General features: G+C 41.3%; 21 protein-coding genes. 15 read left to right on the top strand and 6 right to left on the bottom strand.

Annotation, left to right across the window (positions count from 1 at the left end):
• Positions 1-112 precede the first annotated feature (112 nt).
• From H0184_RS05065 to H0184_RS05055, 3 genes are all read right to left on the bottom strand, one after another.
• The gene (locus tag H0184_RS05065) at positions 113-712 is read right to left on the bottom strand and encodes a general stress protein (protein ID WP_221822141.1); all 600 of its coding nucleotides are present in this window, start codon (positions 710-712) and stop codon (positions 113-115) included.
• A 57-nt stretch (positions 713-769) separates the two neighbouring features.
• Positions 770-940, bottom strand: coding sequence for a CsbD family protein (locus H0184_RS05060; RefSeq protein WP_221822139.1), 171 nt, complete (start codon positions 938-940; stop codon positions 770-772).
• Between the two features lie 333 nt (positions 941-1273).
• A complete protein-coding gene (locus tag H0184_RS05055; RefSeq protein WP_221822138.1) occupies positions 1274-1522 on the bottom strand; it encodes a hypothetical protein in 249 nt (82 codons plus the stop codon).
• A gap of 244 nt (positions 1523-1766) precedes the next feature.
• On the opposite strand from H0184_RS05055, the gene H0184_RS05050 reads away from it, so the two are divergent.
• From H0184_RS05050 to H0184_RS05040, 3 genes are all read left to right on the top strand, one after another.
• On the top strand, positions 1767-1928 hold the full coding sequence (locus tag H0184_RS05050) for a hypothetical protein (RefSeq protein WP_221822137.1): 162 nt from the start codon (positions 1767-1769) through the stop codon (positions 1926-1928).
• A 325-nt stretch (positions 1929-2253) separates the two neighbouring features.
• On the top strand, positions 2254-3759 hold the full coding sequence (locus tag H0184_RS05045; protein WP_221822135.1) for a mechanosensitive ion channel: 1506 nt from the start codon (positions 2254-2256) through the stop codon (positions 3757-3759).
• A 342-nt stretch (positions 3760-4101) separates the two neighbouring features.
• Positions 4102-5403 (top strand): hemolysin family protein, encoded by a 1302-nt coding sequence (locus H0184_RS05040; RefSeq protein WP_221822134.1) that lies wholly within the window; start codon positions 4102-4104, stop codon positions 5401-5403.
• Positions 5404-5469: 66 nt separating this feature from the next.
• Here the strand turns inward: H0184_RS05040 and H0184_RS05035 are convergent, their stop codons facing one another.
• Positions 5470-6201 (bottom strand): hypothetical protein, encoded by a 732-nt coding sequence (locus tag H0184_RS05035; protein ID WP_221822133.1) that lies wholly within the window; start codon positions 6199-6201, stop codon positions 5470-5472.
• 288 nt (positions 6202-6489) lie between these two features.
• On the opposite strand from H0184_RS05035, the gene gsiB reads away from it, so the two are divergent.
• The 4 genes from gsiB to H0184_RS05020 all read left to right on the top strand — a co-directional run bounded on the left by gsiB (position 6490) and on the right by H0184_RS05020 (position 8954).
• Positions 6490-6876 (top strand): glucose starvation-inducible protein GsiB, encoded by a 387-nt coding sequence (gene gsiB / locus H0184_RS05030; RefSeq protein ID WP_221822132.1) that lies wholly within the window; start codon positions 6490-6492, stop codon positions 6874-6876.
• Positions 6877-6966: 90 nt separating this feature from the next.
• On the top strand, positions 6967-7098 hold the full coding sequence (locus H0184_RS27590) for a hypothetical protein (RefSeq protein WP_260631434.1): 132 nt from the start codon (positions 6967-6969) through the stop codon (positions 7096-7098).
• Between the two features lie 151 nt (positions 7099-7249).
• The gene (locus tag H0184_RS05025) at positions 7250-8401 is read left to right on the top strand and encodes an AI-2E family transporter (protein ID WP_221822129.1); all 1152 of its coding nucleotides are present in this window, start codon (positions 7250-7252) and stop codon (positions 8399-8401) included.
• Between the two features lie 76 nt (positions 8402-8477).
• Positions 8478-8954: a TraR/DksA C4-type zinc finger protein gene (locus H0184_RS05020; RefSeq protein ID WP_221822128.1), complete on the top strand. Its 477-nt coding sequence runs from the start codon at positions 8478-8480 to the stop codon at positions 8952-8954.
• 367 nt (positions 8955-9321) lie between these two features.
• Here the strand turns inward: H0184_RS05020 and H0184_RS05015 are convergent, their stop codons facing one another.
• Complete coding sequence (locus H0184_RS05015; protein WP_221822127.1) at positions 9322-9591, bottom strand: hypothetical protein; 270 nt, start codon at positions 9589-9591, stop codon at positions 9322-9324.
• A gap of 126 nt (positions 9592-9717) precedes the next feature.
• On the opposite strand from H0184_RS05015, the gene H0184_RS05010 reads away from it, so the two are divergent.
• The 6 genes from H0184_RS05010 (at position 9718) to H0184_RS04985 (ending at position 14323) form a co-directional block, all read left to right on the top strand.
• The gene (locus H0184_RS05010; protein ID WP_221822126.1) at positions 9718-10650 is read left to right on the top strand and encodes a magnesium transporter CorA family protein; all 933 of its coding nucleotides are present in this window, start codon (positions 9718-9720) and stop codon (positions 10648-10650) included.
• A gap of 161 nt (positions 10651-10811) precedes the next feature.
• Positions 10812-11138, top strand: a complete 327-nt coding sequence (locus tag H0184_RS05005; protein ID WP_221822125.1) for a hypothetical protein — start codon at positions 10812-10814, stop codon at positions 11136-11138.
• 243 nt (positions 11139-11381) lie between these two features.
• Positions 11382-11714: an anti-sigma factor antagonist gene (locus tag H0184_RS05000; RefSeq protein WP_221822124.1), complete on the top strand. Its 333-nt coding sequence runs from the start codon at positions 11382-11384 to the stop codon at positions 11712-11714.
• The gene (gene rsbW / locus H0184_RS04995; RefSeq protein ID WP_221822123.1) at positions 11711-12193 is read left to right on the top strand and encodes an anti-sigma B factor RsbW; all 483 of its coding nucleotides are present in this window, start codon (positions 11711-11713) and stop codon (positions 12191-12193) included. Before H0184_RS05000 ends, rsbW begins: the two co-directional genes overlap by 4 nt.
• Positions 12159-12950, top strand: coding sequence for an RNA polymerase sigma factor SigB (sigB, locus tag H0184_RS04990; RefSeq protein ID WP_221822121.1), 792 nt, complete (start codon positions 12159-12161; stop codon positions 12948-12950). Before rsbW ends, sigB begins: the two co-directional genes overlap by 35 nt.
• Before the next feature lie 224 nt (positions 12951-13174).
• Positions 13175-14323 carry a PP2C family protein-serine/threonine phosphatase gene (locus H0184_RS04985; RefSeq protein ID WP_221822453.1) on the top strand — a complete coding sequence of 383 codons (1149 nt, stop codon included), beginning with the start codon at positions 13175-13177 and terminating at the stop codon, positions 14321-14323.
• Between the two features lie 42 nt (positions 14324-14365).
• On the opposite strand, the gene H0184_RS04980 is transcribed toward H0184_RS04985, so the two are convergent.
• Complete coding sequence (locus tag H0184_RS04980; RefSeq protein ID WP_396953577.1) at positions 14366-14839, bottom strand: Dps family protein; 474 nt, start codon at positions 14837-14839, stop codon at positions 14366-14368.
• A 450-nt stretch (positions 14840-15289) separates the two neighbouring features.
• Here H0184_RS04980 and H0184_RS04975 point away from each other — a divergent pair, with 450 nt between their 5' ends.
• Positions 15290-18070: a CHASE3 domain-containing protein gene (locus H0184_RS04975; protein ID WP_221822118.1), complete on the top strand. Its 2781-nt coding sequence runs from the start codon at positions 15290-15292 to the stop codon at positions 18068-18070.
• On the top strand, positions 18067-18939 hold the full coding sequence (locus H0184_RS04970) for a CheR family methyltransferase (RefSeq protein WP_221822116.1): 873 nt from the start codon (positions 18067-18069) through the stop codon (positions 18937-18939). The genes H0184_RS04975 and H0184_RS04970 overlap by 4 nt, the downstream gene beginning before the upstream one ends.
• Positions 18940-19066: the final 127 nt, after the last annotated feature.

Below are 19066 nucleotides of genomic sequence, written 5' to 3'. Positions count from 1 at the left end.
GGACCCGGTCTAGGTCGAATAAAAGGGGTTATTATATAACGCAAAAGAAGAGGCATGGGGGCCTCTTCTTAACAAGTAAAACGGTCCTTTAGCTGGGACCGTTTTTTTGTGGTTAGTATTGTTTAGGATCAGGAACTTTACTTTTATCCCTCAGCTCATCCTTAGAATCAGAATGCTGCATTTCATCGCCAAGCCTCTTTAGTTCGCCCCAATCCTGTGCCATCGAGCTATTGTTTGCTTCTGCTAATGTATTCCTGTCATCCATGTTATCTATTTTATCTTTGGTTAGAACTAATATTTTTCCTTCTTTAACAGAGTTTCCATAGTATTCAGCTTCATCGTCTGGAATTCCGAGCCCAATGAGTGCTCCTGTTAATCCGCCTAGACCTGCACCTGTAATCGTTCCAATTAAACTTGAGGCAATGGGGCCAGCGGCAATGATGGGACCGGCTCCCGGGATGGCCAGAGCACCTATCCCTACTAGTAAGCCTGTTAGGCCGCCGAGTGTCCCGCCTGTTATCGCACCTTTAGCAGCACTTTCTTCCGCTACTGTACCTGTTTCGTCCGCAATATGATTCACGTTTTTAAGGTCTTGACCAATGACACAAATATCCTGCTTGTTGTATCCATCTCTGACTAGCTTTTCAATCGCAATAATGGCTTCCTGTTCGGTATCATAGACACCAACAACATTTTTTTCAGTCCTGTCCATTTAATTCCTCTCCTTTTTCATTTCGATAGATTCATAGTTTGATGTTTTACCACATGACTATCGTGATAATCTATCCTTTATTTCTCCAACCTTTTCTTGCAATTTACCTTTCGTTTGGTCCACTTTACCCTCGGTTTCTGCCGAACGATCATCCGTCATTTTACCCCATTGTTCCTTTGCCTTTCCTTTAATCGTATCTGCATAGCCATTCACTTTATCTTTGTTCATTTTGTTTTGCCTCCTTGTAATTTTATTTATGGTGTTAAACCAGGCTGTTGATTTCAATGTGTTGAAAAATAAGCGGAAGATTTCCGGCTATTTTGGAAAATACCCCTATTTCATTAAAAATAAACGGAGATTTTCCGGTTATCTTATCCAAATCATTGGAATTAGGTTTTTTTAGAGCCGTTAACCGGAATATCTCCGCTTATAACTGCTCTTTTAGCTTCCACTACATACAATAGCCGGAAATTCTCCGCCTATTCATTCGTACCGCATACCTCTTATACGAGTATGAACAGTGAATGAAAACAGAGCCTTTATTTATTGCAACATCTGTGGTTATTGGTTAACACCATCACTAACACCGTTATCGTCAATTTTCTTTTCTAAGTTGTTTTGTGCTTGTTTTAGTTCTTTTTCTACATTATTAATGGTATCTTCGGCTTTTTGCATGGTGCCCTTATCTACTTCATCAGACTTTTTTCCATCACTGACTCCATTATCTTGGTCGACCCCATCACCGCATCCTGTTAAACCGGCAAGAGTAAGAGAAACAGCCAATCCGCCAACTAGTAAACTCTTCTTCATGATTTGCACCTCCAAGAATTTTTGGAACTTTGTAATGTTTGTTCTGCTTTTTATATTCCCGTAAAAAAAGATCTGAAACTTTTTTTGGGGAGAAAAGGGCTGGAAAACCTTTTTCTTCCTATTAATACCTTTTCGAAAAAAAATGCAAGGTTGCTATTTGGTTGATAGAAAATGAAGATTTTTTGTTTAGGTCACTTACTAAAAGGGTAAATGCATACTAGACAAATTAAAGGAGGAAATAACAATGGAAAAAACGTGGAAAAAGAAACTAATCATGACAGGTATGGTATTTGGCTTAACATTAGGTGTTTTAACTGGATGTGGAGATGGTGTAGACCAGGACAACGGTGTAACGGACGGAGAACACAAAGATGAAGCAGAGAACAAAAATCCAGAAACAAACTAAAAGCAGAGGAGATAAGAAAAGGAATACGATCATCTTTTTCTTATCTATTGGCTGTGTTAAAGAAGACTGTTGATTTTAGAACCTGTTGATTGGAGCGGAAGGCGCTTGATCCTCGAAAATGCTATCGCATTTTCTTCGTGCGGTGATTATTCGAGGGAGTAAATTCAAAGTCCTGCGGGATGCACGAGCTGAGTGAGACCCCGGAGGTCGGTACGACCGAGGAGGCTCACGGGCGAGCCCGTGGAAAGCATAGCGCCAGGAGCGCAAATCAACAGCCAAGTTTAACACAGCCTATCTATAAAAAGTAGAAAAGGAGATAGGTAGAATGAATCTAAACGAAATGATGACAGGATGGACCTCATACTTTTACCAGCTTCCCAACCTATTATTTGCCCTTTTAGTCTTATTAGTTGGATGGCTGATTGCCAAAAGCATTGGAAAAAGTGTTGAGGCACTTTTAAAAAGAACAAAGTTTGATGATAAGTTATTTGCAAACATCGGAACAAAGAAATATTCTTCTGAAATTATCATTGGAAAAATAGTTTACTATATCTTATTGGTTGTCGTGTGGATCATCTTTTTCAATATGCTTAACTTAAGCTTTATTGCGACACCGCTAGTAGAAATGCTTACGATGATTACAGCAGCAATTCCAAACGTTTTAAAAGCTGCCCTTATTTTACTATTTGCTTGGGGAGTTGCTTCGCTGCTTCGTATGCTCTTTAAAAAGGGAGCGGCTATGGTTCATTTAGAACGACGCTTCGTTCAATGGAAAATTGCCATCAGTCAAAGTGAAGCGGTAAACAAAGTAAACGGTATTGCAAAGGCAATTTTCTATTTTGTTCTTTTACTATTCTTGCCGGGAGTATTAGGAGCATTGCAGATCGAAGGCGTTTCGGAACCATTTGCAGATACACTTTCAACCTTACTAGCATTTTTACCTAAGCTATTTGCGGCTGCCCTGATTGTGTTTGTCGGCTGGCTGATTGCAAAAATAGTCCGAGATATTCTATCAAACTTCTTGAACAGTATTGGGACGGAAAAACTTGGGGAGCGTTTAGGAATCGTAAAAACAACGGATAGCATAAGTCTATCTAGTATTATCGGAAACATTGCGTTTATTTTAATCTTGATTCCTACCATCATTACAGCTTTAGAAAAACTTGAATTAAAAGGTATTTCTGATCCAGCCATTGCTATGCTTCAGGATGTTGTATCGCTAATACCAAACATTGCCGTGGCCGTTATTCTAATCTTAGTGGGGATTTGGCTTGGAAAATGGGTGGAGAGAATCGTCACGCAAATGCTTTGGCGTTTAAAGGTTGATAATGTTTTTACCCAAATGGGTGTCGGCTCTCTTAAACCAGAGCAATCAACGTATACACTCTCGCAGATTATCGGAATGCTGGCTAAAATTGTCGTTATATTATTATTCACAGTTGAGGCCTTACAGGTTGTTCAATTGGAGTTCCTTGTTGTTCTAGGAACCGCTGTAATCTCATATTTACCAATGTTATTCGCTGCCTTAATTATCTTGGGAATTGGTTTATATCTTGGTAACTTAGTACAGCGTATTTTAGAAAATATCCTTAAAAACAGCTATTCAAGAACACTTGCTGCAGTTGCGAAATATACCATCTTTACCTTTACCATCTTTATGGCATTAGATCAACTGGGTGTTGCGCACTCCATCGTCAACGCTGCCTTTATCCTTCTATTAGGCGGATTAGCATTAGCGTTTGGATTAGCATTCGGTCTCGGAGGAAAAGACTTCGCTTCCAAATACCTGTGTAAGCTGGACAATAAAATCGATAACCAAATAATAGAATAAGAGATTCGTTAAGACAAAACGAAATGATAACAATCCGGATCTAATAGATTTCGGATTGTTATTTTTATAGGCTGTGTTAAAAGGACACTGTTGATTTAAGAACCTGTTGATTGGAGCGAAAGGCGCTCGACTCCTCGAAAATGCTATCGCATTTTCTTCGTGCGTGGGCGGATTCAAGGAAGAAATACAATGTCCTGCGGGATGAACGAGCTGAGTGAGACCCCGCAGGTGCGAAGCTGTAAGGAGGCTCACGGGCGAGCCCGCGAACCGCTCGCGCCTGTAGCGCAAATCAACAGCCCAGTTTAACACAGCCCTTTTATAAGAAGGGAGGAAGGCTGCTCAATGACGATTATAAATCTATTATTAATAGCCCTTTTAATAGCATTAACAGGTTTTTTCGTAGCAATAGAATTTGCGATTGTAAAGGTTCGCCCATCTAGAATTGATCAATTGATTACGGAAGGAAAAAAGGGTGCCGTTTCTGCTAAAAAGGTAGTAAACCATCTGGATGAATACCTGTCAGCCTGTCAATTGGGGATAACGGTTACGGCGCTCGGACTCGGGTGGCTGGGAGAACCGACGGTGGAAAAAATCATTCATCCTTTGTTTTCGGTATTAAATATCAATGAATACATTTCACATATTCTATCTTTTATCATTGCCTTTGCGTCTGTTACGTTTTTGCATGTCGTAGTGGGGGAATTAGCTCCGAAAACCGTTGCCATTCATAAAGCCGAGGAGGTTGCACTGCTGTTTGCCGCTCCAATCATAGGGTTTACCAAAGTGATGCGGCCCTTTATTTGGGCACTAAACGGTTCAGCGAGGCTCTTGGTCGGGCTTTTTGGCTTAAAGCCGGAATCTGAACAAGAATTAGCTCATTCGGAAGAAGAGCTGCGGTTGCTATTGTCGGAAAGCTATAGGAAGGGTGAAATTAATCAAAATGAGTTAACCTATGTGAACAATATTTTTGAATTTGATGAGAGAGTGGCAAAAGAAATAATGGTCCCGCGGACGGAGATGAGTACATTTTCAATTAGTGACAGTATTGATGAGGTGATGGACAAAATAAGGATGGAGAGTTATTCCCGTTATCCCATTGTTGATGGCGATAAAGACAACATCGTGGGGCTCCTAAACGTGAAGGTTTTTCTAACGTCAAAAGTAATCGATAAAAGCCATACTGAAGAAATTAGTCTAAGCTCTTTCGTAAAGCCAGTGATGAAAGTGATTGAAACCATTCCTATCCATGACTTATTGGTGAGAATGCAAAAAGAGCGCAGTCAAATGGCTATCCTTGTCGATGAATACGGCGGTACTTCAGGGTTAGTAACCGTTGAGGATATTATTGAGGAAATTGTGGGGGAGGTACGAGACGAATTTGATACCGATGAAGTCGCAGCGATTCAAAAGGTAAAGGAAAACCATTATTTACTGGATGGAAAAGTGTTAATTGAGGATGTTAACTCTTTACTCGGTACAAACATAACCGGTGAAAGAATCGATACAATCGGCGGCTGGTTTCTAACACAAAACTTTGACGTTGGTATTGGGACAGAGGCTAAATATGATGGATACCTGTTCAAAGTCCGAGAGGCTGTCGGACACCATATTTTGTATTTAGATGTAAAAAAAATTGTCAGCTAAGTCACATAGGAAGGCACACGTCATTTTAGGATAACGTGTGCCTTTTTATGGCCTGCGAAGGGCTTATTATAATGATTGGTGCTCGCTGACCGGAGTATGTTGGGAATCTTTAAGTTTTTCCTCCATGATTTTAATATCATTTTTAAAAAGTTTGGAGATGACGCTTTCTTCGCCGAATAACAGTATCTGATCGCCTTCGTGTATTTTCGTATGATAGATATTTTTCCTTAGTTTTAATTCGCCTCTTTGGATAAACAAAACAACAAACTCTAACTGCTCATAATCATGGATCACCTGTTTGATTTGTTTGTGAAAGAGTGAAGACTCTTTATAGATATGGAGGTTTAGCAGCTTGTCTTGTTCTTCAGACATAAAGATATCTCTAATTGGCAGGTCACCTAGTTCAATATTTTGTTTCATGTCTTGCTTAAATACCTCTGATAGCTTTGTTTGCATAGTCTTCAGTTTTAAAATGGCAAAGATAAGCAGAACAGCCCCCGCACCATATAAAACTTCTTTTGTTCGAAGATCGTCTGAGAGAATCGTACTAATGGATGAAATGATCACAGCTAGTGAAAAGGCGCCAAATAGAATGAGGAAAGTAGCTAGTTTCCTGCGAACCGGGTGACCTAAAATCAGCTCAGACTCGCCCGTTGTAAAACCTGTACCTGTCATTAACGAAATTACCTGGAACCTGGAAACCTCCAATTTGAGATCTGTCAGCCGAAATAGAATAACAAATATTTCGATGACACCTGTAATAATGATGAAATAGATAAGTAGAAAGAATAGATTCATTTTTTCACCTCTGAATCAAAAAATGGGTTGGGGCTTGTATTCCCCAACCTTAATAGATCATGTGACTTACTAGTCTAAATACCCGTTATAGGTTGTCATAAACCTCTTATTAAATAAGCTTCTCATAAGAAATATTTCATAATTTACATATATTTCAAAATGATTAAAGAGAGAAAAAGGAGTTTTAGATTCGTCATTTGGTGGTACTACATAAGCATAGGTTACAAGTTAACCTGAACGAAGAAGTATAAATAATCGACAAAAAACAAATTAGAGGAGGAAACACAAATGGCGAACAATAATGAGACAATGAGCAGAGAAGAAGCAGGACGCAAAGGCGGCGAAGCCACCTCAAAAAACCATGATAAAGAATTCTATCAAGAGATTGGTCAAAAAGGCGGAGAAGCTACCTCAGAAAACCATGACAAAGAATTCTATCAAGAAATTGGTCAAAAAGGCGGCGAAGCTACCGCAGAAAACCATGATAAAGAGTTCTATCAAGAGATTGGTCAAAAAGGCGGCGAGGCTACCTCAGAAAACCATGATAAAGAATTCTATCAAGAAATTGGGCGTAAAGGCGGCGAAGCCACCTCAGAGAACCACGATAAAGAATTTTATCAGGAGATTGGCCGAAAAGGCGGAGAATCGCGGAGTAACCAGCGTGACAACGACTAATGCTTTTGCAATGAGTATTCCTTACTGTAATAAAAGAGAAGCTTGTGCAGATGTGTACAAGCTTCTTTTCATTAAAAAGGAGGTCTGGTGATGAAACGTTTTTTAACAGTCATGGGAGTGATCGTACCGGTCGCAAAGTGGTTAGCCTCTGAACAGAACAGAATGAAAGTAAAAAATATACTCGGAAAATTGAACATTACACCTTCACTTGGTAAGAAATAAACAATGAATGGAAGTCAAAAGATGTGTGGTGCTCCGCATGTCTTTTTTTGTGTGAACAGCTTATTTTTGTAAATCTGCAAAATGTGGGATTAGCTTCGTTTAAGAAAGGGTATTTATTCATAAAGGGTTTTGATGATTGGAGGTGTGGAACATGCTGCAGACAAAAGCATTTCGGTTTGGTTACGGTCTTTTGCTTATATTTTTAATTATTTTAGTCGCAATGAAAATTGATTTTATATTCCGGCCAATCTTCTTACTTGTCCAAACACTCTTTTTTCCCTTCTTAATTGCCGGAGTGCTGTATTACTTGTTTCGCCCGCTGGTCAATTTTCTTGAGTTGAAAAATATACCAAGGATCCTTTCAATCCTGCTCATTTATCTCTTATTTGGTTTTTTACTAACCTTATTAGTCTCTCTTGGCGGTCCGCTTTTGAAGGAGCAAGTGAAGAATTTCGCTGATAGCGCACCTCAACTCATGGAAGCGATACAGGACAAAGTGACTGAGCTGCAGCAGAGTAAATGGAACAGTCATTTACGGCAAAGTGACAGTGTTGATGTAGAAAAGGCTTCTGAAACAATTACAAAATCAGTTTCTAAGAGTCTCTCAACTATCGGAACAAATGTAATGAATATTATCGGGGTGCTTGCCAGTATTGTCACAGTGTTTGCCACGGTTCCCTTTATTCTTTATTACATGTTAAAAGAAGGCGAAAAGGCACCGCGGCATATTCTTCGTTTTTTGCCAGCCAAGCAGCAGAAAAATGGACGAAAGATATTAGCAGATTTAGATGAGGCACTCAGCTCTTATATTCAAGGCCAAGTTCTAGTTAGCTTTTGTATCGGTGCTATGCTTTTTATCGGATATTTAGTGATTGACCTTGATTATTCGCTTCTACTTGCGATATTTGCCATGTTTACCAATGTCATTCCGTTTATCGGCCCAATCCTTGCGATCATTCCAGCGATGATTATTGCGTGTATCGACTCACCAATTATGGTGGTAAAAGTCCTCATAGTGATGGTTGTCGTCCAACAGATTGAAGGACATATTATTTCACCTCAGGTGATGGGGAAAAAATTAGAGATCCATCCGCTTACGATTATTTCCTTGCTGCTTGCAGCAGGACGTATTGGAGGGGTTCTTGGCTTAATTATAGCGGTGCCCGTTTATGCGGTGATGAAGGTGATTGCTCACCATTCCTATCGGTTATGGAAGCTGAGAAAAGAGAAATCAATAGAGGATAAAATTATTAACGGGGGAAACAACGATGAGACGAAGTCATACAATGATGCCATTTTTTAATTGGATGTGGATAGAAAGTTTCATGTTTATACATGAACGGGTAAATAACAGGAAAGAAATTGGGGAGGGAAAATAAATGTTATCAAAAGAAGAGTTAGCTTATTTTGAGAAAAGATTAGTACAGCTGAAAGAAGAAACCATTCAAATGGCAAAAGCCAGTCAGCCTTTAGCGTTTGAGGATTATGGAGAATTAACAAGCTATGATAATCATTTTGCGGATAGTGCCACACAATTAGAAGAACGAGAAAAACAAAGAGTTTTGCATGAGACAGCAAACAATCTCCTTGAAGAAGTGAATGAGGCTTTGGAGCGGATTAAGACAGGAACTTATGGTATTTGTGTCGATACAGGAGAACCCATACCGTTTGAAAGGCTTAAAGCCCTGCCGTATGCCAAACGAACGGTAAAAGCGCAAGAGGAGCTAGAGAATAAAGAAGCTTCCAGTACTCCGGACGATCAGTCATTTGCAACACCGGAGGAAGATGTTAGAGGAGATAGGAAGATTCAGACTGTGGATGAATTGATAAGCATTCATGGAAACTCATCGTCATAAGGATTTATGTCTTCTTTTCGAGAGAAAGGAAGGCATTTTTACGTTGGAAGGGCTCTGTTAGTATTCAGTGTATTTTCTAGTAGGATTGGAAACTCATAAGCGGAGAATTTCCGGTTATTTTTGATAGAGGAACTTTTAGAAGCAGTATAGGCGGAGATATTCCGCTTAACGGCTTTAAATAAGACAATTTATGATGATTTAGAAACAATAAGCGGAAAATATCCGCCTATTTTTAAGGAAATATGTGTATTTCCCAATTTAAACGGAAAAACTCCGCTTATTTCCCAAACACAGTAAAATCAACATTCGGTTTTAACCGAGCCAAATAAAAAAGAGTTGAGATCCTAGGACCTCAACCACTGCTCTATTATTGAACTTTCTCATTGTAAAATTGAACGGAATACTGTGCTCCCTCACTGACCATATCGTTATCCGCAAAATCCTGCGGGTGCGGGTTGCCAGCCTTTTCGATCGGCAGTTGCTCGGCTTTTTCGTATACAGTCGGTATTACTTTCCGTTTCATGTCTCTTAACATACTTTCAGCTTTAATGCGGTTAGGTTTGTTTGATAGCCATACTGCTGACGCCCCAATTCCTGCCGCTACCAGTGTGCTCATACTTACAACTCTATTCATCATTAAAACCTCCCTAAGATTTGGACTTGTTTTGTACATACCCGTTTTATTTCTGTATGAAACATTTTTTTATGTTTGGCTTACTCTTTTTAAGGGAATCAAAGGATTGTTTGGGAGGAGGGAATAGTTTTGGAGAGAAATATTAATTTTGACCAATGGAAATGGGTTCAATTAAATAAGAATGAGCACAACGCAGTATATGAACAGGAGACGCTGCTGTCAAGCTGGTTAATGAGTGTTCGGAAAAATAACAACAATTGCGTGAAAGTTCATGGTTTGATCGATGGGGAAAGGGTAGTGAATGGATCACTTATTTATCGGCAAAATGTGGATGAGGAAGAAGATCATCGGATTTTTCATTTTTATATAACCTGTAATACTTTATTTACGGTCGATTTAGAGTTTACCTCTTTTGAACAACTAGAACCAGATGTAATGCTCCGGCAGTTAAATAAAGCAGAGAATGCCGTTGATGGCTTTTTATTTTTGCTGGGAGAGCTGGTGAATGACTTACTGGTCGAGATTGACCAGTTTGAGGAGTCACTCTATAAGCTGATGTGGGGTGTGAAAAAGAGGAATGATATGCGGACGTTAGAACATGTCTTTCATCAGCGGCATGAACTGCTGGTATGTAAAAATCTGTTGATTCCGATTCAGGAACTGAAGATGGCAATAGAGGAAACGGATTTTCCAGCAGTCAATGACGGAGAAATTTTTATCCGGACGTGCAAACGGATTGAACGTGCGATGGTGCTGCTGCGGGAGTATGAGCAGGAATTGGACTCGGTGATTCATTTAGAAGAGGTCATCTCCTCTCATCGGGGAAATGAAATTATGAAAACCTTAACGGTCCTGACCATCATTTTTACTCCGATAATGGCATTGGGGGCGCTGTGGGGAATGAATTTCAAACATATGCCTGAGCTGCAATGGAAATACGGGTATCTTATTTCGATTATTTCGATTGTGGTGTCGACAGCGCTGCTCTATGGATACATAAAAACTAAGGGCTGGACAGGAGATCTATTAAAAGGGAAAAAGAAAGGTTCATTTTTCCATTGAAAAGGTTTGATAGTTGTCTCATCGGGTATAACACTATCAAGGTTAGAAACTAGCTAACCTAATAATAGAAGGAGGGTGGTTGAAGTATGTGGTTGCATGTTGTGTAAGACCGATAGGAATGAAAAACAGCAATCTGAACAAATAAAAAGGAGGAAACCATCATGGGTAAAAATTATGTAGATGAAAAAGAAATAGAATCATTAAGACGTAAGGATGAAACTCAATATACCGACAGTAACGAAAAAAGACGAACGGGATATAACGATGGTCAAGATCCTCAGGTGAAGCAGCAATTTCCAGGCGAGGAGATTGTGGAGGATTTACGAGAGCTTTCGCGCCAGCAGGGGCCAAGAGATGAAGTTCCAGCCTATTTAAGCGGTGAAAATGTCGAACAAGAGAATGACAGGCAGCGATATGATGATACGATTTCGAAGAATGCAGATAAAGACTTTCAAAATCCCCCAACCCAATCGAAGAATAAAAGTTAGGATTAAAATTGTAACAGATTCTTAATCTGCCATACACTGCCTTTACTATATATATGAGGCTTGCACAAATAGGTGCAAGCCTCTTGCTATTTCAAAATTACAACTATACTACTAGGAATTTAGTGCTATTCTCTAACTCTTCCTAATTTTGGTATAATGCTAGATAAATATTTTTTAAAAAAATAGGTTTAGCTTTCTGATAGATAGGGTATGTAACGATTAACTATTTCTAGAGGTGATGATATGAAGGTAAATATAGAACAGCATCAGAATGAGAAGGATGTATTTGTGAGTGTTAGCGGAGAAATCGATGCGTATACGGCGCCAAAGCTGCGTGAGGAGTTACTGCCTCTTACAGAGGGAAACAATAAAGTGATTACGGTCAATCTAAAGGATGTCTCCTACATGGATAGTACTGGACTGGGCGTGTTTGTAGGGATGTTCAAGCAGCTGACCAAAAATGAGGGGGAATTGAAGCTGGTTGAGTTATCAGAACGAATGAAGCGGCTGTTTGCCATTACGGGTTTAAGCCATATTATGAGTATTTCTGACAATGCAGAGGATGTGGGACGATGAAAAATGTAATGGATTATATTGAAATGAAGATTCCAGCCAAACCGGAGTATGTAGGTGTCATTCGATTAACCATTTCAGGAATAGCCAGTAACATGGGTTATACATATGAGCAAATTGAGGATATCAAAATTGCTGTAAGTGAAGCCTGTACAAATGCGGTGCAGCATGCCTATCCGGAAGGTGAAAGCGGAGAGGTGATTGTCGGCTTCGGCATTTACGAGGATAAATTGGAAACGATGGTGGCCGACAGCGGTCAAAGCTTTAATTTTATACAGAAAAAGGAAGAACTCGGCCCATATACAGAGTCCACTACAGTCGATCAACTGTCAGAGGGAGGGTTGGGTTTGTATCTGATTGAAACGCTCATGGATGAAGTCCGTGTTTCGAATACGTCCGGCGTAAGTGTCTTCATGGTGAAGTATCTAAGTGAGGAGCGTGAAAATCATGACAAAGCCGCCTCAGACCATGAAACGTACTAAGGAAGAAATTTATTCCTTGATTCGGGACTTTCAGGAGAACGAGAGCGAGGCCGCCCAAACCCTCTTAGTGGAGCACTACACGAATCTGATTGGAAGTATTGCAAGAAAATATTCAAAAGGCAGAAATTTGCACGAGGATATTGTGCAGGTAGGGATGATTGGATTGTTATCCAGCATCAGACGGTTTGACCCCAGCACAGGGAATCCATTTGAAGCTTATTTGGTTCCGATGGTGATTGGTGAAATTAAGCGTTTCTTAAGAGACAAGACGTGGGATGTGCATGTTCCAAGACGGATTAAAGAAATATGGCCAAAGTTGAATGGAGCTGTCGATGAGTTGACAAATCGCAATCAACGTTCGCCAAAGATTCCTGAAATCGCTGAGCATTTAGGGATTTCTGAAGAAGAAGTCCTCGAGGCAATGGAATTAGGAAAAGGGTATCAAACAGCCTCTGTGGACCAAACCATTGAAACTGGTTCTGATGGCAGCGGGGTTACTGCGTTAGATGTAATCGGGTCAGAGGATAAAGGCTATGAAAAAATCGACCAGCGTCTGCTGCTTGAGAGTGCCCTTCATGTGTTGAACGAAAGGGAGAAGCAAATTATTCAGTCGACGTTTATTGAAAACAAAAGCCAGCGCGAAGTGGGGGAGCTGCTAGGTATTTCGCAAATGCATGTCTCGCGTATGCAAAAAAAGGCGATCGAGAAATTGCGGAAGGTTCTTGCTAATAATCCCCAAAGTGACTATTCGCCATAATAAAATACCTGTCCCTTAAACGCTCAATTGCGGGGGTCAGGTATCATCTTTTACAAAGGCTCTTTTCTCAAATATTGTTCCTTTTTAAATGTACATAGAGTGAGAATGTTCGAAATGAATGAGAAAAGAGCCTGCCAACTCAATTCTAAAGCGCTAGCCAGCATATTCCACGTTGATTTTAACAAGAAAACAGTCTTAGAAAAAGGGGGCGAAGCCAAATGCCAATGAAGATTGTCGTAGTAGATGATAATAAAACAAATCTCATGATTGTCGAGAAAATCCTAAGGAAAGCTGGCTATAATAGGCTGCTAAAGCTGACATCTGCAGCAGAGTTATATCAGTATTTAGAGCTTGATTCGCCTAATCCCGGCGAAGTGCCCGTAGACTTAATTTTAATGGATATGATGATGCCGGAAACTGATGGTATTGAAGCGTGCCGGACAGTATTGGCGAATGAACGGTATTCCGACCTGCCAATTATATTTGTGACGGCGATGGGAGATTCCAATAAGATGGCCGAGGCGATGGATGCGGGAGCCCTTGATTATGTGTTGAAACCCATTAATAAAGTCGAGCTCCTTGCCCGAATTCGTTCCGTTCTAAGGTTAAAGCAAGAAAAAGACCTGCGGAAGGAACGGGACAGACGAATTGAATATGAACTCGATCTCGCCAGGCAGGTGCAGCGAAGCATGCTTAGCAGCCCGCTAAAGGAGAAGGATATCTGCATTTCCTCTGTGTACAGACCTACCTTTGAGCTTGCCGGTGACTTCTATGCCTGGTATCAGATTAGTCCCAACCAATACGGTGTCATCCTGCTCGATATGATGGGTCACGGGATTTCTTCCTCACTTGTTGGAATGTACATATATTCTGCTTTAAAAGATAGTATTACGGGAATCGTTGACCCGAAAAAGGTCATGTTAGAGCTGAACAGGAGAATGAATCAGCTTCATAATCCTGACAGTTTGATGAACTACTATTTCACGGCGATTTACTTTGTCCTCGATACGGAGAAACAAACCATTGAGTACGTCAATGCGGGCCATCCTGCAGGGATTGCCATTGTGGATCAAGATGTGAAACTTTTAACAGAAGGGTCATGTGCAATCGGCTTTTTTGAGGAGATTGAAGTCACCAAGGGCGTCATTCCTTATACCGAATCTGCTCGAATTTTGTTGTATACGGATGGGCTATCGGAGTGGCTGGAGGAAAAATATGAAGATGCTAGTGATAAGCTGATTGGCGCTTTGCAAGCGGGGGATATACAGGATCCTGCGGCATTATTGAATCAATTGCAGCCAGGCTGGGAGCTCGTCAATCCTCCAAAAGATGATATGTGTCTAGTCTTAATTTCAGCAAATTCTTCATCATAAAAGGGTGTCAGCGTTTTGGCTGACACCCCCATTCTTTGTTTGTTACTCGCCCAGAAAGGCTTCAAACATCCATCTATGCTTTTCTAATGAGGTACGAATGTGAACGAGCAGATCTGCAGTCGGCTGGTCATCATTTTCCTCGGCAAGCGAGATGCCTTCTGTCAATTCGTTACAAATTACTTCAAAATCATCCGCTAGCGTTTGGATCATTTGCTGTGCATCTTCTTCCCCTGTTGCTTCTTTCAGAGATGAAAGTTCCAGCGTCTCCGCGAGAGTAGCTGCTGGTAATGCTCGCTGCGACAGCATTCTTTCTGCAATTGTATCTAGATGTAATGCAGCTTCCTTGTAAAGTTCCTCGAATTTAAGATGCAGAGTAAAAAAGTGTTCCCCTTTTACATACCAATGAAAATGGTGCAGCTTCATATGAAGAACCGAAAAGTTCGCCACCTGCCTGTTGAGCGTATCCGCTACCGTTTTTTCTTTTGATTTGGTTTTAGTAGATGTTGCCATATAAATACCTCCTCTAAAATTGTGGTGTACTTGTTATATACCCGGTTTGGTAGATTTGAAACTATGAAGATTTAATAGAGGAGTAAGTCTGCGGGCTATCCGAGAGTAAAAGTGTGTTATGCGAGAGTAAATGCGGGCTATGCGAGAGTAAATGCGGTTATACGAGAGTAAATGCGGTTATACGAGAGTAAATGCGTGCTATGCGAGAGTAAATGCGGTTATACGAGAGTAAATGCGTGCTATGCGAGAGTAAATGCGTGCTATGCGAGAGTAAATGCATGCTATGCGAGAGTAAATGTGTGATATCCGAGAGATAATCCGGTTATCCGAGAGTAACCTCATTTGTCCGAGAGTATTTTTCGGCTAACAGGTTAGGACAAAATTCCCATTGGGTGAGATTGCTAGAAACGATATGATAGAAACAACTAATTTTTTACAAAAGGGGGAAGGCAGAGAATGAAGGGGTTACATTTCAACATCCACACCAAAATTATTGCAGGCTATTTATTCATTTTGATTTGCTTAGTACTCTCCCTGTTAATTGTGATGAATCGGATGTCGGCTATGCAGCAAGAGGTCGATTTCGTGTCACAGCATGATATCGAGGTTCATAATCTAGCAAATCAAATTCAAAAGAATGTCTTAGATATGGAAACGGGAATGAGAGGGTATGTGATTTCAGGAAATGAGGAGTACCTCGAGCCCTACAATACAGCAAGCCGGAACTGGCTCGACAACTTCAACAAGCTTCACTCCCTGCTTGCGAGTAACGGTGCACAGCAGCGAAATTTAGAAGAAATCAAGCCGTTGATCCAAAACTGGGTTACCAATTCTGCTGAAAACGTGGTGAATCAGAAGAAGATTAATAACCAAGCAGCATTAGATCAGCATTTTAACAATAACAAAGGCAAGAAAATGACAGATGAACTCCGGGCGCACTTTGATTCGTTCCTAGAAAATCAAAAAAGCCTTACTAGCAAGCGTGTGGAGCAGCTGAATCAAGACAATAACAATTTAAAAATCACGTTGTATGGCTTAATCATAATGGTTACGTTAATTACGATTGCAACGGCGGTATTCCTGTCCAATTCGATTGTCAAAACGATTAAGCAGGTGGTCCGGACGATAAGAAGTGTTACCGATTCAAGAGAGACGGAGGTTGACCTCTCTACCAGAATCGAGGTCAGTACCCATGATGAAACCCAGGAACTTGCCGAAGCGATGAATGAGCTTCTCAGCAATCTTGAGAAACAGAATTGGGTTCAAAAAGGTGTGGCGGAAATCTCGACGATGTACCAAGGGATGAACGATCTTACCGAACTGACGCATGCTTTTATCTCCAAGCTTACTCCTATGCTTGATGCTGTTTATGGTGTGGTCTATCTCCGTAAAAATCAAGGCAGCGAAGTTCGTTACGTGAAAGAGGCCGGTTATGCCCTTGTTTCAGAAGAAGAAGAAGCGGAGAGCTTCCGGTTAGGAGAAGGATTAATTGGTCAGGCGGCGATGGATAAAAGAATCTTCCTGATTGACAACCTGCCAGGGGAACATTTTAAAGTCGCATCAGGGTTGGGGGAATCTTCTCCGCGAAATCTGTTGGTGGCACCGATTATGGTGGATGGCAGGGTTGAGGCAGTGGTGGAGTTCGCGGCATTTCAGCCGTTTATGGCGCAGCATCTGACTTTACTGGACCTGCTTCAGGATAAGTTCGGCTCTGCGATTACCAATGTAGCCGGACGGATGGAAGTTGAAAGGCTGCTCGGGGAATCACAGGTGTTAACCGAAGAACTTCAGGCGCAGTCAGAGGAGCTTCAAGCTCAATCGGAAGAGCTGCAAATGCAGCAGGAACAGCTGCGGATTACCAATGAGTATTTAGAAGAACAGAAGCAATACGCTGAACAGCGGGCGTTTGATCTGAAGAAAGCAAAGGATGAGCTTGAGGAGTATTCAAGGAAATTACAGCTAAGCTCGCAGTATAAAACGGACTTCCTGGCAAATATGTCGCATGAGCTGCGCACGCCATTAAATAGTATTCTGATTCTTTCCCAAATGCTGATGGAAAACGACGATGAAATGGACAACTCTGAAGTGAAGGACTCCTCCAGGGTTATCTACACGGCCGGAAGCGATTTGCTGCGGCTGATTGATGATATTCTTGATTTATCAAAAATTGAAGCTGGTAAGATTGAAATTTTAACCGATGAAGTGAACGTGACAGAAATTCCACAGATGATGAAGAATATGTTTAATCCGGTTGCAGCCAAAAAGAATTTGACCTTTGAGGTGCATACAGCTGCAAATGTTCCTGCTGTCATCACAACAGATGGGCAGCGCCTGCAGCAAATTTGGAAGAATTTATTGTCCAATGCCTTTAAGTTTACCGAGCAGGGTTGTGTAACAGTAAACATTGAACATGCGTGCCGGGAAAAGCTGGAGGAACTATTGCCTGGACTGAATGAGGATGAAATCGTATTGGCCATATCGGTTAGCGATACAGGGATTGGAATCGCAAAAGAGAAGCAGGAAATTATCTTCAATGCGTTCCAGCAGGTGGATGGTACCACGAACCGGCAATTTGGCGGGACTGGTTTAGGGTTATCGATATGCCGTGAATTTACCCGCTTGCTTGGCGGCGCGATTACGGTTGAAAGCGAGCCGGAAAAAGGAAGCACGTTTACGCTTTACATCCCAGGCAGACTGGAGGCTGCAGAATATGCACTTCAGCTTGAACAACTAGCGCTGAATGAGGCAGCCGTAAGTGTAAGCGAAATAGAGGAGCTGCCAACGGTCAATAAAGAACCAGAAACGGTAGAGGAAATGGAAGCAGAGGCTTCTGATGATGACCAATTATTTAAAGGAAAGAAAGTGCTGTTGGCAGAGGATGATCGCCGGAATGTGTTTGCACTTGTAACTGCGCTTGAGAAAAAGGGAGTGAAAGTTCAAGTGGCAGAGAACGGTAAAAGTGCGATTGAATTTTTACAAAAGCAAGCAGATTTTGACCTCGTGTTTATGGATATCATGATGCCGGTAATGGGGGGCTATGAAGCGATGAAGGTCATCCGTCAGGACTTGGGAATGGAAAGACTGCCAATTATTGCGCTCACAGCAAAAGCAATGAAAGGTGAGCGTGACAAGTGTATGGAGGCAGGCGCTTCTGATTATATTATGAAACCATTAAATATCAATCAGCTATTCTCGTTAATGCGGGTGTGGCTGACACAGCAGGTGAATGAAGAGTGAACAATACTTCGAAGGAAATCGTAACAGAAATCAATCCGCTGGAGCCAAATGAGCTTCAGGAGATTGAAATCAAATTGCTGCTTGAGGGCTTGTATCAAATGTATGGATATGACTTCCGAAGCTATGTCAGAGGCTCGATTGGCAGGAGAATTTTATACCGGATGAAGGCGGAGCGGCTTCCGACCATTACGGCTTTATTGGAAAAAGTGCTCCACGAACCGGGAGTCTTGGAGCGGCTCCTGAATGATTTTTCCATCCGGATGACGGAAATGTACCGTGACCCCAGTTTTTTTGCCGCTTTCCGGAACGAAGTGGTGCCCTTGCTTCGAGATCTCCCTGAAGTCCGCATTTGGCATGCCGGCTGCGCGACAGGTGAGGAGGTTTATTCCATGGCAATCCTTTTGCAGGAGGAGGGTATCCTGGAGAAAACGAGAATTTACGCAACCGATATGAATGAAAAGGCTTTGCTGGCAGCGCAAAAGGGAGCTTTTCCGTTAAAAAAGATGCAGCAGTATACGAAGAACTACTTGAAGGCCGGCGGGAAAATGGCGTTTTCCGAGTATTATAATACGGACCATCAGTTTGCTTATTTTTCATCCAGCTTGAATGAGAAGCTGACTTTCGCTCAGCATAATTTGGTCAGTGACAGCTCGTTTAATGAGTTTCATGTCATTCTATGCCGCAATGTCATGATCTATTTTGATAATGCCCTGCAGCAGCAGGTGCATAGTTTGTTTTATGGCAGTCTGGCTGATGGCGGATTCATTGGACTCGGAAGTAAAGAATCAATCCTAAGTATGCCAAAGGGCATGAAATACGCAGAATTTAATTCAACTGAAAAGATCTATCGGAAAAAACTAGATGCCTGAGCTGAGCCAGGCATTTTTTTTATGTTTGATAGAGTGGTTGAAAGGGTATTTCTCTTATAAAAGCCTGTGTTAAAGGTAAATGTTTGATCTTAGAACCTGTTGATTTGTGCGGAAGGTGCGAGGCTCC

The sequence above is a fragment of the Neobacillus niacini genome (assembly GCF_019749295.1).
Classification (GTDB): domain Bacteria; phylum Bacillota; class Bacilli; order Bacillales; family Cytobacillaceae; genus Neobacillus; species Neobacillus niacini_D.
Note: the sequence above shows the minus strand (reverse complement) of the source record. Positions and strands in the feature narration are given on the sequence as shown.

Excerpts from the sequence above, each read along its gene's own strand:
- H0184_RS05065 (WP_221822141.1), bottom strand. The coding sequence starts at position 712 with ATGGACAGGACTGAAAAAAATGTTGTTGGTGTCTATGATACCGAACAG.
- H0184_RS05060 (WP_221822139.1), bottom strand. The coding sequence starts at position 940 with ATGAACAAAGATAAAGTGAATGGCTATGCAGATACGATTAAAGGAAAG.
- H0184_RS05055 (WP_221822138.1), bottom strand. The coding sequence starts at position 1,522 with ATGAAGAAGAGTTTACTAGTTGGCGGATTGGCTGTTTCTCTTACTCTT.
- H0184_RS05050 (WP_221822137.1), top strand. The coding sequence starts at position 1,767 with ATGGAAAAAACGTGGAAAAAGAAACTAATCATGACAGGTATGGTATTT.
- H0184_RS05045 (WP_221822135.1), top strand. The coding sequence starts at position 2,254 with ATGAATCTAAACGAAATGATGACAGGATGGACCTCATACTTTTACCAG.
- H0184_RS05040 (WP_221822134.1), top strand. The coding sequence starts at position 4,102 with ATGACGATTATAAATCTATTATTAATAGCCCTTTTAATAGCATTAACA.
- H0184_RS05035 (WP_221822133.1), bottom strand. The coding sequence starts at position 6,201 with ATGAATCTATTCTTTCTACTTATCTATTTCATCATTATTACAGGTGTC.
- gsiB (WP_221822132.1), top strand. The coding sequence starts at position 6,490 with ATGGCGAACAATAATGAGACAATGAGCAGAGAAGAAGCAGGACGCAAA.
- H0184_RS27590 (WP_260631434.1), top strand. The coding sequence starts at position 6,967 with ATGAAACGTTTTTTAACAGTCATGGGAGTGATCGTACCGGTCGCAAAG.
- H0184_RS05025 (WP_221822129.1), top strand. The coding sequence starts at position 7,250 with ATGCTGCAGACAAAAGCATTTCGGTTTGGTTACGGTCTTTTGCTTATA.
- H0184_RS05020 (WP_221822128.1), top strand. The coding sequence starts at position 8,478 with ATGTTATCAAAAGAAGAGTTAGCTTATTTTGAGAAAAGATTAGTACAG.
- H0184_RS05015 (WP_221822127.1), bottom strand. The coding sequence starts at position 9,591 with ATGATGAATAGAGTTGTAAGTATGAGCACACTGGTAGCGGCAGGAATT.
- H0184_RS05005 (WP_221822125.1), top strand. The coding sequence starts at position 10,812 with ATGGGTAAAAATTATGTAGATGAAAAAGAAATAGAATCATTAAGACGT.
- H0184_RS05000 (WP_221822124.1), top strand. The coding sequence starts at position 11,382 with ATGAAGGTAAATATAGAACAGCATCAGAATGAGAAGGATGTATTTGTG.
- rsbW (WP_221822123.1), top strand. The coding sequence starts at position 11,711 with ATGAAAAATGTAATGGATTATATTGAAATGAAGATTCCAGCCAAACCG.
- sigB (WP_221822121.1), top strand. The coding sequence starts at position 12,159 with ATGACAAAGCCGCCTCAGACCATGAAACGTACTAAGGAAGAAATTTAT.
- H0184_RS04985 (WP_221822453.1), top strand. The coding sequence starts at position 13,175 with ATGAAGATTGTCGTAGTAGATGATAATAAAACAAATCTCATGATTGTC.
- H0184_RS04975 (WP_221822118.1), top strand. The coding sequence starts at position 15,290 with ATGAAGGGGTTACATTTCAACATCCACACCAAAATTATTGCAGGCTAT.